Genomic DNA, 16,640 nt, shown 5'->3' on the forward strand with positions numbered 1-16,640 from the left:
AAGGGGCCGGACCGGTACCGGACACTGCTGGCAAATGGTCCGGCCCCTGTGCGTGACGTCGACCTTCATCACCTGGTTGTGGGTGGTGAAGGCCGACGGTGCGTTTGGTGGGCAGAGCGTTTCCCTCTGACTGCCTCCGATCGCCTCTGCAACCCGTTCTAGCAGGTCACAGCTGTTTCGACCTTCATACGCCCCCGTCAGGGGAATGCGCCAGAATTACCAGCGGTTGTACGCGTACTCGTGGCCCGGATGCGGCTCGACCATGGTGATCAGGGCGTGGCCCGGGTGGACGCCGTACGGGCCCACGGCGGCCGGCTCCGCGTACACCTCGCTGCGGGTCTCCTCACTCATGTCGCTCCCCTTCCTTCCTCCGACCGACGCCCATGCTCTGACGCCCCGTCAGACAATCCGCCAGAGTCAAGGAGGCCTCGGCATGTCACTGCTCGCGGGCAGGACCGTGATCGTCTCGGGAGTCGGCGCCGGGCTCGGGCACCAGGTCGCGGCGGCGGTCGTATGCGACGGGGCAACGCCTGCTCGGAGCGCGCACGGAGGCGAATCTCGCCAAGTCGGCGGCGGAGATCGACCCCGGCAGCGCGCACACCGCCTACCGCCCGGCCGACATCATCGACGAGGAGCAGTGCGAGGCACTTGCCGCGCTCGCGGCCGAGCGCTTCGGGTGGCTCGACGCCGTCGTTCATGTGGCCGCCCGGGACAGCTACTTCGGCGGTCTTGAGGACGCGGACTTCGCCGGCTGGCAGTCCGTCATCGATGTGAACCTGCTCGCGCCCTGACGAGCGCGATGTACTCGCCGGCAAGGGAGTTGGGCCCGCACCGGATCCGGGTGAACACCGTGCTGCCGGGGTGGATGTGGGGCCTGCCGGTCGAGGCGTATGTCCAGTTCTCGGCGCACACCAAAGGCGTGCCGGAGGCCGAGGTGCTGGAGCGGCTGACCTCCCGTATGGCGCTCCCGGAGCTGGCCACGGACTCAGACGTGGCCGATGCGGCGGTGTTCCCGGCCTCGGACCGGGCGCGGGCGATCACCGGGCAGTCGTTGCTGGTCAGCACGGGGGAGTTCAGGGCGTCGGTCACTGGCTGCTGCCCCGGCCAGTCGGCGAGCAGCTGGAGCGAGCGCTGCACGGCGGCGTCGAGGCTCTCGCCGTGGGCCAGTCCGTGCACGATCAGGGCGTACGTGCCTGCCGACAGGTGGGCGGTGGGGTGGCCGCGGGTCTGGGCCGCGCACTCGACGGCGAGTTGCATCACCAGCTGCGGCTCCCAGACGATGAGCAGTCCGAAGGACGCGGAACGGGCGGCGGCCTCGGAGCCCGTCTCCTCTGGGTGCGTCAGGGTGCCCATCATGCCGTCGGCGAGGCCGATCAGGCAGGGGCGGGCGGGGGCGCGGCGTGCGTACAGCCACTCCTCGCGGGCCGGCCGGCCGTCTTCCCTGCGGCACTCGTCGGGGCTCCAGTCGTGCTGCGTGGCCGCCCATCTGAGGTACGTGCGGTGCAGATCGGTCGGCGGGTGGATGCCTTCATGGCCGCTCCCACGGTCGCCTGATCGACCACCGAAGTGGACGATGCGCCGCCCGGTGCCCGAGTCGTCCGGCCACCACCACGGCTCCGTCGCGCTCGGCGGCCTTGCGGGCCGGGATCCGCGCGCTCCGGCCCGTCCGGTGCAGCTTTCAGGCACGCACCAGACGGATCATGTTCCAGGAGAGCGGCTCGAGTTCGGCCCGCAGGACGCCGTCGGTGACGGTGGTGCCGGTGGCGGGGTGCGGGACGACGCGGGCCGGCTGGTCCACGGTGTTGCGTGCCTCCGGGTCGGCGTCGGCCAGAACCAGGTGCTCCGCCACGGTGTGGGCCTCGATCCCACGCACGTCGATCTCCAGCGACAGGGCGGTGCTCTGCCCGCGGTTGACGGCGAAGACGGTGACCGCTCCGGTCTCGTCGTCGGTCACGGCGGTGGTGTGCAGCAGCGGCACCTCGCCGAACCGGGCGGTGGGGTACGTCGGGCTGTCCACCTCGACGCGCAGCACCCGGCCGCGCCCGTACGCCGACGCCTGGGCGAAGGGGAAGAAGGTGGTCTGCCGCCAGGCCGGGCCGCCCGGCTCGGTCATGATCGGCGCGATGACGTTGACAAGCTGTGCCAATGAGGCCGCGGTGACCCGGTCGGCGTGTCGCAGCAGGGCGATGAGCAGTGAGCCGAAGACCACGGCGTCCGTGACGGTGTAGACGTCCTCCAGCAGACGTGGCGCCTGCTGCCAGTCCTCGACCGGGTGCGGGTTGGGCCGCTTCTGGTACCAGACGTTCCACTCGTCGAAGGAGAGGTTGATGCGCTTGCTCTTCTTCAGCCGGGCGCGGACGTGGTCGCAGGTGGCGACGACCGACTCGATGAAGTGCTCCATGTCGACGGCGGACGCGAGGAAGGAGTCCCGGTCGCCGTCGATCTCCTCGTAGTAGGCGTGCAGGGAGACGTGGTCGACCAGGTCGTAGACCGCCTCCAGGACGGTGGCCTCCCACGCGGCGAAGGTCTCCATGCCGGAGTTCGAGCTTCCGCAGGCCACCACCTCCAGATCGGACTGGATCATCTTCATGGCGCGGGCCGTCTCGGCGGCGAGCCGTCCGTATTCCTCGGCCGTCTTGTGGCCGATCTGCCAGGGGCCGTCCATCTCGTTGCCCAGGCACCACATCTTGATGCCGTACGGCTCCTTGCCCCCGTGGGCGACACGGCGGTCGGACAGCTCGGTGCCGCCCGGGTGGTTGCAGTACTCCAGCAGTCGTACGGCGTCCTCGACCCCGCGGGTGCCGAGGTTGACGGCCATCATGGGCTCCATGCCGGTCTTGGCACAGAAATCGATGAACTCCCCGAGGCCGAACTCGTTGGTCTCGGTGGTCTTCCAGGCCAGGTCCAGCCGTACCGGCCGCTCCTCGCGCGGTCCCACCGTGTCCTCCCAGCGGTAGCCGGAGACGAAATTGCCGCCTGGGTAGCGCACGGTGGTGACGCCCAGTTCCCGGACCAGGTCCAGGACGTCGTGGCGCAGACCGTCGGCGTCGGCCTGCGGGTGGCCGGGCTCGTAGAGGCCCGTGTAGACGCAGCGGCCCAGGTGCTCGACGAACGATCCGTACAGCCGAGGGTGGACGTCACCGATGCCGAAGGCCGCGTCGAGGGTGAAGCGTGCGACCGGGGTGGTGGTGCGGGGATCGGACATGACTGCCTTTCAAATCAGCGGACCCAGCAGGTGAGCGAAGTGAGTCATCAGAGAACGAGCGCACACACGACCGAGGGCGCGGAGATCGCCGGGGCAGCCTGTTCGAGGGCTCCCGTGTCGAGGACGCGCAGGGCGGCCATCGTGCCGCTGTGCTGGTTGGCGACCAGCAGATGACCGGCCGCGTAGGTCAGGCCTCGGGGCCAGGTGCCGCCGCTCGCCGTCTCGCCGATCGGTTCCGGGGTGGTGCCGGTGAGGCGGAAGGCGGCCACGGTGTCGGCGCCGCGGTTGGTCAGCCAGACGAAGCGCCCGCAGGGGGAGGCGACGATGCCGCCGGGCTGGTTGACGACGTCCCGGGCCCTGGTGGCGGGCACCGTGGCGACGGCCGTCAGGGTGCCCTTGGCGGTGTCGTACCGGTGGCAGGTGAGGGTCGAGGACAGCTCGTCCGCGCTGAACACCAGCTCCCCGCCGGGAGCGAAGGCGAGGTGGCGAGGGCCGGAGCCGGCGCACAGCCGGTTCACCGCCGCCCGCTCGAGGGTTCCGGTGCGCGTGTCGAGCCAGTAGGTGAAGACCGCGTCGGCGCCCAGGTCGGTGGCGAGGACGTAACGGCCCGCCGGGTCGACGAGTACCTGGTGGGCGTGGCTGCCCTCCTGCCGGCCGGCCACCGGTCCCGACCCCTCGTGCACCACGACGTGGGTCGGTTCGCCCACCCGTCCGTCTGCGCCGAGCCGGTGCACGGCCACGCTGCCGGGAGTGACGTCGTCGCCGTAGTGCGCGGTCAGCAGCCAGCCGCCGTCGGGGTGGACGGTGAGGTGGCACGGGTTCGCGCCCCCGCTGCTGACCGGTGCTCCCCGGGCGGTCAGGGTGCCGTCGCCCTGCCGGGCAAGGGCGGTCACGGATCCGGAGGCTTTCTCGTTCGTGCTGTAGAGGACGTCCAGGAACGGGTGCGCGGCCAGGAAGGAGGCACCACTGACCGGCACGGGCGGCACCCCGCTGTCGTACGCCAGGTGGCCGGTCGCCGGATCGAGCCGCAGGGCGGCGACTCCGGTGCCGTCGCCCCCGCTGTCCGGGGTGTGGGAGCCGGTGAGGACGAGGGGCCGGTCGTCGGGGGTGCTGGTGGGCATGAGTGGTCCTTGAGCAGGTGCGGGGAGGCCGGGGAGGTCAGCGGACGTTGTCGTCATGGTGGTCGAGGAGCCGCAGTTCGGAGCGACGGGGCAGGCCCTCCCAGTCACCGGCGGTGCCGACCGCGAAGGCGCCCAGCAGGGCCGCCGTGCGCAGCCGCCGCTCGGGCGGCTCGCCCGCGAGGAGTTCGGCGAGGTACCCGGCGGCGAAGGCGTCGCCCGCTCCGACGGAGTCGTGGACCTGGACGGGGATGGCGGGCTGCCGGTACTGCCGCCCGTCGATGAGCGCGTACGCGCCCTCGGCCCCCGTCTTGATCACGGCGGAGGCGGGGCCGAAGTGGCAGATGCCCTCGGCGAGTTTGTCCGGGTCCTGCGTGCCGTCCACCGCGAGTCCCGCCTCGTGCGGTCCGGCGAAGACCAGGTCGCTGCGGCGCAGCAGCGGCAGCAGGGCGGCCCGGGCATCCGCCTCGCTCCACAGCAGGGAACGGAAGTTGATGTCCAGGGACACGGTCACCCCGGCGCCTGCGGCGATGTCCACGGCCCGGGTGACGGCCCGGGCGGGGCTGTCACCCAGCGCGGGCGTGATGCCGGTGACGTGCAGGACCGTCGCCCGGGCGATGAGGTCCTCGGGGATGTCCTCGGGTGACAGCCGGGCACCGGCGGTGTGGGTGCGGTAGTAGCGGGTGCGGCTGTGGCCGGCGGTGCGCTGCTCCTTCAGCAGCAGCGAGGTGGGAGCGGCGTCGCGTACGGCGACGGCGGTGACCCCTTCGGCCCGCAGTTCGCGCAGGATGAGGTCGCCGAGTGCGTCGTCGCTGACGCGGCTGATCCAGGTGGCGCTGCCGCCGAGCCGGCTGACTCCGACGGCGACGTTCGACTCCGCTCCGGCCAGCCCCAGGCGCAGGTCCGTCCCCAGGGCGAGGGGGCCGGGCCGGAACGCTGACAGCACCCCGAGAGCCTCGCCGACTGTCACGAGACAGGGCTCCTTCTGCCGGCCGCTCACCGGCCGGCCTCTTCGGTCCGGGGGCCGGGGGCCCGCATGGTGGCGCCGACCGCGTCGAGCAGGTCACGCGCCCTCGCGGTGAGGGACTCCAGTGGCCCGGAGCCCGGGGCCCGGTCCGCCCCGCGCAGCAGCGGGGAGCCGATTCCCACGGCGTATGCTCCCGCGTCGACGTACTCGCGGGCGTGGGCGATGTCGACACCGCCGACGGCCATGAGCGGGATCTCCGGCAGCGGCGCACGCAGTTGGCGCAGGTGCCCGGGGCCGCCGGTCGAGGCGGGGAACAGCTTGACGGCGGCGGCACCGGCCCGCCAGGCCGCGGCCACCTCGGTCGGCGTCCAGGCGCCCGGATAGCACGGCACACCTCTCTTCGCGGCGCCGCGCACCACGTCGGCGTCGACGACCGGCGCCACCAGGAACTCGGCGCCGGCCGCGAGCGCGTCCCGGGCCTGGCCGCAGCTCATGACCGTGCCCGCGCCCACCGCGACCTCGGGCCCGAGGTCGTCACGGATCCAGGCCAGGGCGTCGAGTGCGTCGCGGGTGGTGAGGGTGATTTCCAGGCAGGTGATGCCGCCGGCCGCGAGCGCCCGGGCCGCGGCGGGCAGCCCGGAGGCGTCGGCCGACCGGAGGATGGCCATCACCCGGGTCCGGCCGAGCTGCGGAGTGAGGGCGGGGCGGTCCATCACCCCACCCTGCGGGTCGTGTCGGCGCCCTGGACGTCGGTCATGTTCGTCGTGCCTTTCAGGTTGCTCGCGGGAAATTGACGATGTGCCAGTTGCCCGCCGGCTCATTTGAGCCCGGAGGTGGCGATGCCGGAGACGAAGCCGCGCTGCATGATCAGGAAGAGCACGAGCACCGGGATCACGTACATCACCGCGCCTGCGGCGACGAGGTTGGACATCGGCATGCCCTGTGCGTTGACGTAGCCGTTGGCGAGCTTGACCGTGAGGGTGGTGTGCGCGTCGTCCAGCAGCAGCGCGGGGCCGATGTAGTCGCCCCATGACCAGCTGAAGGACAGGATCAGGCTGGCGGCGATGACCGGCCATGACTGCGGCAGGAAGATCCGCAGGAAGATCCGGAAGGTACCGCAGCCGTCGACGATCGCCGCCTCCTCCAGTTCCTTCGGCATGTTGCTGAAGAACTGCCGGAACAGGAAGATCAGGAACGGTGCGCCGGACAGCCCCCACAGCACCCACGGCATATAGGTGTTCAGCAGGTGGAGCTCGGCGAACATCAGATAGGTCGGGATGAGGGTGATGACCTGCGGCAGCATCATCGTCGACAGCAGCACCGCGAAGATCACACGCTTGCCCGGGGCGGTCAGCCGGGCGAAGCCGAATCCGGCCCAGGCCGAGGCGAGGGTGACCAGAACGGCGTAGATGCCGGCGATCGTCAGGGAGTTGCGCGCATAGCCGAGGTAGTCGAACGCGGTCAGCGCCTGCCGGAAATTGTCCAGGTTCGGGTGGTGCGGCCACCAGTGGATGGGCATGACCCGCAGTTCCGACGCGTCCTTGAGAGCGGTGATCGCGAGCCAGCCGAAGGGGCTGAGGAAGAGGACGAGCAGTGCCACAAGGAGCATGTAGACGGCGTTGCGCCGGGCGAACACCATTACGCGTCTCCCATCGTGCGGGGCTTGTCCTTCGCCGGCTCCGCTTCCACCGTGTAGAAGACGGCGCCCTTGCTCACCTTGAACACCAGGAAGGTGATGACGACGATGAACGCGAAGAGCACCCACAGCATCGCTGAGGCATAGCCGTAGCGTCCGTTGGCGAAGTACTGGGCGAAAACGTTGATCATGTAGAAGTAGTTGCTCTCGGGGACGGACGTCACGCCCGCCGGGGTGGGGTTGAGTGCGATCAGCAGCGGCGCGAAGCTCTGCAGCGCTCCGATGATCCCGGTGACGACCTGGAAGAAGATCACCGGGGAGAGCAGGGGCAGGGTGATCCGGGTGAAGGACTGCCAGGAACTGGCACCGTCGACCCGCGCCGCTTCCAGAAGTTCCTTGGGGATGTCCTGGAGCCCGGCGAGCGAGATGATCATGACGTTGCCGACACCCCACATCGTCAGGGTGATCAGCACCCAGCGGGCGTAGGGGTCGATCAGCCAGGGAACGCCGTTGATGTTGAGGACGTCCAGGACACCGTTGGCGGCCCCCGAGTCCCGGTCGAAGATCAGCTTGAAGGTGAGCGCCGCGCCGACCGGCGGTACGACCGCGGGCAGGTACAGCAGGGTGCGGAACAGGCCACGGGAGCGGATCGGCTGGTTGACCAGGACCGCCAGCATCAGCCCGGCCGCGATCGACAGCGGCACGGTGATGCCGGTGAACAGCGCGGTCCGGCCGAGGGAGGCCATGGTGTCCGGGTCGGAGAAGACCTCCTTGTAGTTCGCCAGACCGACGAAGCTGGTGCGCTGGGAGAGTCCGTCGGAGTTGGTGAAGCTCAGCCACAGCGCGTACAGGAGCGGGTAGGCCGTCAGCCCCAGGAATCCCAGCACCCACGGGCCGCTGAACGCGTAGAACGCCCATGCCCTGCGCTTGCTGAGGGACAGTCGTCTGCGTGCCGGGCGGGCGGCCGACCCCGGGGACGGGGACGGCATGGCCCGGGCGGTGTCTCCGGTGAGCTGACCGGTACTCACCCCACCAGCTCCTTGCCCGCGGCGATCGCCTCGTTCATCTGCGAGTTCAGTGCGTCCGCGACCTTCCCGGCGGAGGTCCCGGACTTGACCGCGCCCGGCAGCACCTTGTTGATCACCGCGTCCAGGGCGGTCGCCTGGGCGTACGGGGTGACGGTCATCATCTGGAAGTACGGGAGTTCCTTCTGCTGGACGGCGTAGGACTGCTTGTGGAACGGCTGCGCCTGCGGCATCAGCGAGCGCAGCGACTTCAGGCTCGGGATGCCCCAGCCACTGCTGGCCCGGTCCTTGGCCGGCTGGCCTGCGAAGTACCACTCGAAGAACTTCCAGGCGGCGTCCTTGTTCTTGGCGCCCTCGGGGATCCAGTAGCCGGTGGCACCGAAGGTGGGGCTGATGCGGTGGCCGCCCATCTGTGGAGCGGGCGCGAACCGTGACACCTCGGCGATCTTGGGGTCGCCGCCGATCGACCCGCCGAACCAGTAGCCGTCGCCGGCTATCGCCATCCGCCCGGCCTGGTAGGTGGGCCAGTCCCAGCCGTCCGGGTTCGGGTTGGCGGGGCTCGGGCCGATGTTGGCCTTGGCGTACTCCAGGTACCAGCTCAGTCCCTTCATCGCCTCGGGCGAGGAGAAGTCGACGGAGGCGAGGTCATCGGCGAACAGCTTGCCGCCGGCCGAGGCGGTCATGTTCATGAACTGGGGCAAGGTGCCGGGCCCGGCGCTCAGCCCGTAGACCTTCACCTTGCCGAGCCGACGCTTGGCCAGCCGCTTGCCGAGGTCCAGCCACTCGTCGTAGGAGAGCGGCTCGGTGTCGCTGGGGTGCTCCAGCTTCGCAGCGTCGAACATGTCGGTGCGGTACCAGAACATCGCGTCCTGGGAGTAGTCCTTCGTCATGCCGTAGCGCGGGCCCGCCCCCTGCTTCTCTCCATCGAAGCGCCAGAGGTCGTTGACCGGGTCGAGGTCGGAGGTCTTGAGGACCGAGCTCTCGGCGAAGTAGGGGTCCAGGTCGGCCATCAGGCCGCGAGCGGCCAAGTACGGCGTGTCCAGTGCACCGAAGCCGCGCACCACGTCCGGCGGGTTCTTGCTGGCCAGCATGGCGTTGAGCTTGGTCTGGTCGAAGGCGAGGAAGGTGATCTTCACACCCAGCACCTTCGCGGCGGCCTGTATGGTCTTCTTGTCCTCGTCGTTGGCCATGACGGTGAGCGTCGACGCGCCCTTCTTGGTGCCGGAGCCGGAGCCGTCGTCGACGGAGGCGGCACATCCGGGCAATGCCGCGGCGGCGAGCGTGACACCGGCGGTGGCGGCGAGGAAGTCGCGCCGTCCGAGGGCGCTTCTGGCGGGAACGGACATGGTCGTGAACCTTTCGTACAGGTGACAGCGGGGCTGCGGGGCGGATCGAGGGCCGATGTGCGGCGGGAATTCCGATGCGGAGATCCGCGAGGAACTCCGCTGGGGCAAGGCAGGAGTGAGGCGCCGGCTCGCCCGGTGAGGCGCACGGGAGCGTGCCGGGGTAGAGCCGAGTGGCCGCCGCCGAGTGGCCGGCAGACCGACGGGGCAGTCGTGACGCGGCCTCACGGACGGACCTTTGAGGACGCCGAGGTGCGGGGACGCAGAGCGGCTTCGGGTGGTCGCCGTGCGGACGATGTCCGGACCGGGGGCGGGTCTCGCCGGAGTCGGTTCCGGGGGGCAGGCAGCTGTTCGTCGTGGGGGGCGCCTGGTTCCGCCGCCCTGGGGGCGTGGTGCGCGCGGGACGCGTCCCGGTGGAGGTTGCCCCCGGCCCCGTCGGCGCCGCCCGGGTGAGGCGGTCGTTGCTGCCGCCGTACGCGGCCAGGAGCGGATGTCCGCGCCGTCGCGCGGAACGGGTTCAGAGGGCGTGAAGCTCGCCGGGAAGTGGCTCCGGCTGCGGCCCGCGTCGTGATCGCACCGAGCTCAGGCGGCAGCCCGCCTGATGCGTGAAACCGGTTTCTTTCGACTTCTTGCCTGTACAGGTGCAGGTAAACGGCGTCGCGGCCGCCCTGAGAGTCTTCCGGAGCGCTTCATCGCACACCTCACGGATGGTCGGCGTCAGTCGACTTGTCATGTTTTGACTGGTATTACGGCTATCCGTTTTGCCCAGACATAGTGCTTATCAGCGCTGAGAAACCGGTTGCCTGAAACTTCGGCGAACGCTAGGTTGTGGCGCCAGAGGGTGTCAAGAGATCCGACACGCACTCGGTAACCGCTTGCCGAAACAGTTACCGCGTGCCGTGCGCTCACTACGGGAGAGGGAGGCTGCCGAGGTGGCTGAGCAGCCGGTTCGGGCAAGGCTGGTGGACGTCGCCCGCGAGGCAGGAGTCTCCAAGGCCACCGTGTCCAAGGTGCTCAACGGCCGGGAAGATCTGTCCGTCCGGCCGGAGACCCGACGGCGCGTGCACGACGTCGCCCAGGCGCTGGGCTACCGTCCCCACTCAGGGGCCCGGGCGCTGGCGGGCGCCAGCACGCACGCCCTGGCCCTGCTCGTCCCCGCCCTCGCCAACCCCACGTACGTCACCATCGCCCGCGGCGCCTACCAGCGCGCCCGCGAACTGGGCTATCTCTCCCTGCTGGCCGAGGACTTCGACGGGCAGGAAGCCGATGAGTCCTTCAACGACCTGGTGCAGGAAGGCCGGGTCGACGGACTGCTCATCGCCTCCGCGCGCCCCGGCCACCCCCTGCTGGACGCGTTGAGCCGCAGCGCGGTCCCCCACGTCTTCCTCAACCGCTCGGTGGAGGGGTCCGGCCGGAACGTCACCATGGACGTGGCCCGCTCCAGCGTCACCGCCCTCGACCACCTCCACTCCCTCGGTCACCACGCGGTCGGTCACATCGCGGGCCCGCCGGGCATCACCCCCAGTGAGGCCCGCAAGGAGGCGTTCCTGCGGCGCGCCGGGGAACTCGGGCTCGCCGCCGCTCCGGTGGCCTCCGGGGACTTCACCGAGGACGGCGGTGTGTCCGCGGCACTGCGACTGCTGCGTCCGGTCGACGGTGGCACGCGCCCGCCGGTCACCGCGCTCTACACCAGCTCCCTGGCCCAGGCGATCGGCGCCATGGCGGCGATCCGGGGCCTCGGTCTGCGGATCCCCGAGGACGTCTCGGTGGTCGGGAACGACGATCTGCCGGTCGCCGGCCACCTCTCCCCGCCGCTGACCACCGTGGCGATGCCCCTGTACGAACTGGGCACCGCGGCCGTCGATGCTCTGGTAGCCGCCATCCAGGGGGTGCCAATGGGAGATGTCGTCGTACCGACCGAGCCGCGCCTGATGCTGCGCGGTTCCACGGCAAGAGCGGGAGAAACACCATGAGTCGCGCCGGCCTCGCGCGCTTTCCGGGCCGTACGGCCCTGCTCACCGCCGCCGCCTCCGGCATCGGCGAAGCCACCGCCCATCGCCTCGCAACGGAAGGGGCGTCGGTCCTCGTCACCGATGTGGACGCCGAGGGCGCCCGCCGGGTGGCCGAGGAGGTCCGCGCCCGGGGCGGACGGGCCCGGCACCGCGGGCTCGACGTCACCTCACCCGACGCGTGGACCGCGGCCGTCGAGGCGGTGACGTCCTGGACCGGGCGCCTCGACGTCCTGCACCTCAACGCCGGCCGGAACCGGTCCGGGGCGGCGCACGAGCTGGACGACGCCGCGTGGCACGACCAGCTACGGCTCTGCCTCGACTCGGTGTTCTACGGCGTCCGGGCCGCGGTCCCCCCGCTCCGGACCGCCCGGGGCGCGGTGGTGATCACCTCGTCCGTGCACGCGGCCATCGGCTTCAAGGGCTTCCCCGCGTATGCGGCGGCCAAGGGCGGCATCGGCGCCCTGGTACGCCAGCTCGCCGTCGAGTACGGCGGTGAGATCAGGTTCAACTCCGTCCTTCCCGGCGCCGTGGTCACGGCCCTGTGGGCGCATACACCGCCGGAGTCCCAGGCCCGGACCGCCCAGCGTGCGCCGGTCGGCCGGCTCGGCAGCCCCGAGGACATCGCGGCCGCCGTGGCCTTCTTCGCCTCCGACGACGCCTCGTTCATCACCGGCCAGAACCTGCTCGTGGACGGCGGCCGCAGCATCAGCTCCCAGGAATAGCCCGGGCTTCCGACTGTCCGGCAGACGGTCCGCGAGACCGCTCACTGCCTGGCCGACCCCCAGCCCGCACGCCCCCTACCCGCAGCCATCGGCCCCAGGGCCGTGCACCAGGACCCGGAGGTCCGCACCGTGAAGATCACTGGCTACGAACTCTTCCTCGTCGAACCACGCTGGCTCTTCCTGCGCGTCGACACCGACGAGGGCATCTCCGGCTGGGGAGAGCCCATCGTCGAGGGCAGGGCGCACACCGTGGCGAGGTGCGTCGAGGAGATGTTCGACTATCTGGTGGGGCAGGACCCGGCCCGTATCGAGGAGCACTGGCAGATGCTCGCCAAGGGCGGTTTCTACCGCGGGGGTGTCGTGCTCAACAGCGCACTGGCCGGCATCGACCATGCCCTGTGGGACATCGCGGGCAAGACCCACGGTGTGCCGGTGTACCAACTGCTCGGCGGCCATGTGCGCGACCGGGTACGCGTCTACGGCTGGGTCGGCGGCAAGACCCTCCAGGATCTGGCCGACGCGGCGGCCGCACAGGTCGCCAAGGGCATGACCGCGGTCAAGCTCAACCCCTGCGGACAACTGGAGCCGCTCGCCACGGCCGCCGCGATCCACGCCATCGTGGACAGCGTGACCACGGTACGCGAGGCCATCGGCCCGGACCGCGACGTGGCACTGGACTTCCACGGCCGCTTCAGCGGCGCGATGTCCCGGCGCGTCCTGCCGTTGCTGGAGCCGCTGCTGCCGATGTTCGTGGAGGAGCCGGTACTGCCCGAGTTCTCCCGGGACCTCGGCGCGGTGGTGCGCGCCACCTCGATCCCCATCGCGACCGGTGAACGGCTGTACTCCCGCTGGGACTTCCGTTCCGTGCTGTCGGACGGCATCGCCGTGGCGCAGCCGGACATCAGCCACGCCGGCGGTATCTCCGAGACCCGGCGGATCGCCTCGATGGCGGAGGCGTACGACGTCCTGGTGGCGCCGCACTGCCCGCTCGGCCCGATCGCGCTGGCCGCCAGCCTGCAACTCGACTTCGCCACACCCAACTTCCTCATCCAGGAACAGGCGCTCGGCATCGGCTACGGCGACAGCAGCGGGCTGCTGGACTATCTCGTGGATCCCGAGACCTTCGCGTTCCGCGACGGCTACATCGAGCGCCCGACCGCACCGGGTCTGGGCATCACGATCGACGAGGCCGCGGTCCGGGCAGCCGCCGAACGCGGCCACCGCTGGCGCAACCCGGTATGGCGCAACGCGGACGGCTCGCTGGCGTCCTGGTAGCGGAACGGCTCCCGGGCAGCGGACACACGTGTCTGTGCGCGGGTCCGAGCTCCCACTCCGGAGCGGACCGCATACTGATGCGCGGCGCGGCCACCGGCCCCTCGTGGCGGCCCGTACCCCCACCTCTGTGAAGATCGGGCTTCCGGTGGCGGCAGTCGCCGAGGTTCACCGCAGCTCGTCCACGTAGCGGTCCGTCCCGGGCACCGTCGGGATGAACGGCACGACGAACTGCACGTTGCCCAGCCCCGAAGCCGCCACTGCCGTGTGCAGGTCCGCGTAGTGCTCCCGCCATTTGTCGCGGGGATCGCGCTGGAGGGACCACAGCAGTGTCAACCGGGTCCCGACCCCCTCGACCTGTTTCCGTCGCGCAGCCACGCGAGCATTTCCCCGCGCCTGCCAGGCGAGTCGGACTCGATGACCTGGACGACGAGCCCGGCGTAGGGGTGATCGAGGGCGTGGATGTCACGCGGGTCGTGGTCGCCATCGCGGTAGACGGTCGCCGCATGCTCCTGGAAGGCCGTGAAAACGTGTGTACGGTCCTGGAAGACACGGTGGTCGCGGTTGAAGGGGCTTGTTGATGCGTCGCCCGGCTGGTCGGCCAGTCAACCGCGTGGTGCCGCCGTCCACCCGCCGCCGCGGAGCAGCGTCGGCGGGATCGGTGCGGTGGTCGTTGAGCGTGGTCAGCAGGCGGTAGGTCCCGCCGAAGTCGCCGCCGTCGGCGGTGCGGGAGTGGATCTCGGCCTCGATCACCCGCAGCGGGAGGCCCGCCATCCGGGTCAGGTAGGAGCCGTCGGGCAGCAGCGCCAGCACCGGCGGTCGTCGGGTGCTGGTGGCGCGTATCAGGAACTGAGTCCCCAGCCTGCCCAGCGGTAAGCGGATGGCGCCTGACCGCAGAAAGGTGCGCTGACCTGCGAGGATGCGAGTGTCTTGGTCGTATCGGTGCAGAAGTCAGGACACCTTTCTGGTGAGCGAGCGTACCGGGTGGGATCTTGGGCTGTCCGTGGCAGCCGACGGAAAGGGGCTGGTCGGACATGCGGGGGCGGTGCTGCCGCGTCGGCTGGCGGATCGGGTGGGGCTGACGCGAGGGCTCGCCGGGATGCTTCCCTCCAGCACGAATGCCGGGTGGCGGGGGCGGGCCGGGGTGCTCGTCCAGCTCGCCGTCGCGATGGCGCTCGGGGCGCGGAGCCTGCTGGAGGCCGAGCAGCTTCACGCCGGGTGCCCGCCGCCGCGCTGGAGGCCGAAGTCAACCAGTACATAGCGGAGTTGACCGCAGAGACGGACGCGGCCGGACATCGGCTGGTGTTCCGCAACGGTCACCACCGGTCCCGCACCGTGGCCACCGCCGCAGGCTCCATCGAGGTCACAACGTCACCTTCGACGGCACCGCCTGGACCCGGGACATCAGCCACGGCGAATTGTTCCGCAGCGGCATCGACCAGCGGCTCACCATCAGCCCCTGCGGCATGCGCTACGTGTACCAGGGCGTGAACCTCGCCGCCACCGGCCCCTGCAACCTGCTGCCCTGGCGGCTCGGCCTGCTGAGGAGCCGCCGCGTGAAGAACCGGGCGCCCACGCCGGTGATACGGGACCGGCACGGGGCGCCGAGCGGCGGGGCGTGGGTCAGCGGGCTTATCCGCTCTCGTCGGCCGGGGCCGGTTCCGGGCGGTGGATGCCGCGTGGGCGGTAGCCCAGGAGGTCGGCGAGGCCGAGCAGGTCGGCGAGCAGCCAGATGATGGCGAGCCACATCTCGGTGCCCTGCAGCCCGGGTGCGCGGCCCGGGCCGGTGCCGTCGGGCCTGGGACCGAATGCGAAACCCTGTCCCGGATGCCAGCGCCGGAGGGCGGCGGCGAGCTGGTCCGCCGCCCAGGCACGGGCCTCCTCGGCGCGATGGGAGGTCTGCCGGGCGCACAGCCACAGGGGGTGGGCGACGTCCAGGACGTTGCAGGCGTTCTCCCGGCCGGGAGAGAAGTGGCGTGCGTCGCGCGCATGGTCGAGAACGGTGTCTATGACCCGCTCGGCGTACGGCACCGGCAGGTCGAACTGGGCGAAGGAGCCGCGGGTGAGCCGGTAGTAGCCGTTGACCATCTGCAGGCGCCCGCCCTCGCGGGTGGGAGAGCCCCACATGCCGGTCCACGGGTCGACATGGGTGTGCAGCCAGCCGAACATCGCCTCCAGCGCCCCCGGTTCGGCCGGTTCCCCGCCCAGGCGCCGGTTCCAGTGCGCCGCGGTGGCCCAGGCGTCCACCCACGACCCGGCGCGCCAGGCGCGGTCCCGCCAGGGCAGTGCGGCCAGGCGCCGGACCAGCTGGTCCGCTGTGGTGTCCCGCACCGGGCGCAGCGGGTGGGCGAAGGAGCTGCCGAGCAGATCCAGCGCGTAACCCACGCACAGCACGTGATAGGCGCAGGCGCCGTCGTCCGGCAGCCCGGCCGGGCCGGCCGGGCCGGGCTGCGTGGGTGCCTCGCCGTACTCGGGCACCAGGCCGGTGGCGGGATCCTGCAGTGCACGCAGCCGCGCCGCGTGTTCGGCGGCCGGCAACTGCGGTGGAGCGGTGCCGAGGAGCAGATCGGCGATCTCCACCGCGTCGCAGTGCGCCCGCACGGTCGGCTCGGAGCCGGGCTGGTCGGCGTAGCGGCCGGCGTCCGGAAGCCAGCAGCGGGCCAGCAGGCCGGCGGCCTGTGCGCGGGCGGTCTCGGCGAACTCCGGCAGTCGGCCGGCGAGCGGCGCGGCGGAACGCGGGGCCTTGCCGCGCGCGTCCCGGCGGTCGCGGATGCGGCGCGCGGGGTTGCCGGCCGCCACCGTCCACGCGGGCAGGTCCTTGGTGACCACCGCGCCGGCGCCGACGACGCAGTGGTCTCCGATGGTGACGCCGTCCACGACGACCACGTGGGAGCCGATCCACACGTCGTCGCCCACGGTGATGCCGCGGCTGGTGACGGGCTGCCGATGGACCGGCAGATCGGGCGCGGCGCCGTGGTTGAAGCCGAGCAGCGAGCTGTGCGCGCCGATGCGTACGCCGTCGCCCAGCGTGACGGTGCCGCGCACCACGGCGAACGGGTTGACCGTGCAGTCGGCGCCCGTGCGCACGTCGTCCGTGACGTAGGCGTGGGCCGCGATGTACGACCGGTCGCCCAGGTGCAGCCGCTTCGGATACACGGCCGCGGTCGCCGCGACGAAGCACCCCTCGCCGAACCGCACCTGCCCGGCGCCGAGCAGCCGCTTCTGCCGCTCCCGCTGTGCCGCGCGCTGCCCTTCGGAAGCCTGTTTGCCGAACAGCCAGGGACAGTGGTCGAAGAGGCCGTCGTCGCTCGCGGACTGCTCCAAGGGATCCTCCCCCGGT

The 16,640-nt window shown here is 71.1% G+C and carries 13 protein-coding genes and 4 pseudogenes; 5 read left to right on the plus strand and 12 right to left on the minus strand.

Annotated features, from left to right (window positions below; genetic code table 11):
• Nucleotides 1-216: 216 nt before the first annotated feature.
• Entirely contained in the window at nt 217-351 is a 135-nt protein-coding gene (locus tag HJD23_RS44675) for a hypothetical protein (RefSeq protein ID WP_269475824.1), read from the minus strand.
• Between the two features lie 82 nt (nt 352-433).
• Here HJD23_RS44675 and HJD23_RS44955 point away from each other — a divergent pair.
• Nucleotides 434-1,072: pseudogene (locus HJD23_RS44955) on the plus strand (SDR family oxidoreductase); the annotation flags it as partial.
• Between the two features lie 2 nt (nt 1,073-1,074).
• On the opposite strand, the pseudogene HJD23_RS06540 reads toward HJD23_RS44955, so the two are convergent.
• From HJD23_RS06540 to HJD23_RS06575, 8 genes and pseudogenes are all read right to left on the minus strand, one after another.
• Nucleotides 1,075-1,686: pseudogene (locus HJD23_RS06540) on the minus strand (ADP-ribosylglycohydrolase family protein); the annotation flags it as partial.
• Nucleotides 1,679-3,205 (minus strand): alpha-N-arabinofuranosidase, encoded by a 1,527-nt coding sequence (locus HJD23_RS06545; protein ID WP_171115890.1) that lies wholly within the window; start codon nt 3,203-3,205, stop codon nt 1,679-1,681. The gene HJD23_RS06545 and the pseudogene HJD23_RS06540, both read right to left, overlap by 8 nt.
• Before the next feature lie 47 nt (nt 3,206-3,252).
• Nucleotides 3,253-4,326: a lactonase family protein gene (locus tag HJD23_RS06550; RefSeq protein ID WP_171115888.1), complete on the minus strand. Its 1,074-nt coding sequence runs from the start codon at nt 4,324-4,326 to the stop codon at nt 3,253-3,255.
• A gap of 37 nt (nt 4,327-4,363) precedes the next feature.
• Nucleotides 4,364-5,293: a sugar kinase gene (locus tag HJD23_RS06555; RefSeq protein ID WP_240980645.1), complete on the minus strand. Its 930-nt coding sequence runs from the start codon at nt 5,291-5,293 to the stop codon at nt 4,364-4,366.
• A 26-nt stretch (nt 5,294-5,319) separates the two neighbouring features.
• A complete protein-coding gene (locus HJD23_RS06560) occupies nt 5,320-6,003 on the minus strand; it encodes a bifunctional 4-hydroxy-2-oxoglutarate aldolase/2-dehydro-3-deoxy-phosphogluconate aldolase (protein WP_197973201.1) in 684 nt (227 codons plus the stop codon).
• A 104-nt stretch (nt 6,004-6,107) separates the two neighbouring features.
• A complete protein-coding gene (locus HJD23_RS06565) occupies nt 6,108-6,929 on the minus strand; it encodes a carbohydrate ABC transporter permease (protein WP_171115882.1) in 822 nt (273 codons plus the stop codon).
• Nucleotides 6,929-7,954, minus strand: coding sequence for a sugar ABC transporter permease (locus tag HJD23_RS06570; protein ID WP_240980646.1), 1,026 nt, complete (start codon nt 7,952-7,954; stop codon nt 6,929-6,931). The genes HJD23_RS06565 and HJD23_RS06570 overlap by 1 nt, the downstream gene beginning before the upstream one ends.
• Entirely contained in the window at nt 7,951-9,297 is a 1,347-nt protein-coding gene (locus HJD23_RS06575) for an extracellular solute-binding protein (RefSeq protein ID WP_171115880.1), read from the minus strand. The genes HJD23_RS06570 and HJD23_RS06575 overlap by 4 nt, the downstream gene beginning before the upstream one ends.
• Nucleotides 9,298-10,226: 929 nt before the next feature.
• Here HJD23_RS06575 and HJD23_RS06580 point away from each other — a divergent pair.
• The 3 genes from HJD23_RS06580 to dgoD all read left to right on the plus strand — a co-directional run bounded on the left by HJD23_RS06580 (nt 10,227) and on the right by dgoD (nt 13,303).
• Nucleotides 10,227-11,267: a LacI family DNA-binding transcriptional regulator gene (locus HJD23_RS06580; RefSeq protein ID WP_171115878.1), complete on the plus strand. Its 1,041-nt coding sequence runs from the start codon at nt 10,227-10,229 to the stop codon at nt 11,265-11,267.
• Nucleotides 11,264-12,028 (plus strand): SDR family NAD(P)-dependent oxidoreductase, encoded by a 765-nt coding sequence (locus HJD23_RS06585; RefSeq protein ID WP_171115876.1) that lies wholly within the window; start codon nt 11,264-11,266, stop codon nt 12,026-12,028. Before HJD23_RS06580 ends, HJD23_RS06585 begins: the two co-directional genes overlap by 4 nt.
• A 129-nt stretch (nt 12,029-12,157) precedes the next feature.
• Nucleotides 12,158-13,303: a galactonate dehydratase gene (gene dgoD, locus HJD23_RS06590; RefSeq protein ID WP_171115874.1), complete on the plus strand. Its 1,146-nt coding sequence runs from the start codon at nt 12,158-12,160 to the stop codon at nt 13,301-13,303.
• A gap of 165 nt (nt 13,304-13,468) precedes the next feature.
• Here the strand turns inward: dgoD and HJD23_RS06595 are convergent.
• Nucleotides 13,469-13,866: pseudogene (locus HJD23_RS06595) on the minus strand (hypothetical protein); the annotation flags it as partial.
• Nucleotides 13,867-13,951: 85 nt separating this feature from the next.
• Nucleotides 13,952-14,107: pseudogene (locus HJD23_RS43525) on the minus strand (transposase); the annotation flags it as partial.
• A 160-nt stretch (nt 14,108-14,267) separates the two neighbouring features.
• Here HJD23_RS43525 and HJD23_RS42995 point away from each other — a divergent pair.
• Nucleotides 14,268-14,561 (plus strand): hypothetical protein, encoded by a 294-nt coding sequence (locus tag HJD23_RS42995; RefSeq protein WP_180686821.1) that lies wholly within the window; start codon nt 14,268-14,270, stop codon nt 14,559-14,561.
• 371 nt (nt 14,562-14,932) lie between these two features.
• Here HJD23_RS42995 and HJD23_RS06605 read toward each other — a convergent pair whose 3' ends face one another.
• On the minus strand, nt 14,933-16,624 hold the full coding sequence (locus HJD23_RS06605) for an acyltransferase (RefSeq protein WP_232108055.1): 1,692 nt from the start codon (nt 16,622-16,624) through the stop codon (nt 14,933-14,935).
• Between the last annotated feature and the right edge of the window lie 16 nt (nt 16,625-16,640).

Source organism: Streptomyces sp. Z423-1 (genome assembly GCF_013009255.1).
GTDB lineage: Bacteria > Actinomycetota > Actinomycetes > Streptomycetales > Streptomycetaceae > Streptomyces > Streptomyces gossypiisoli.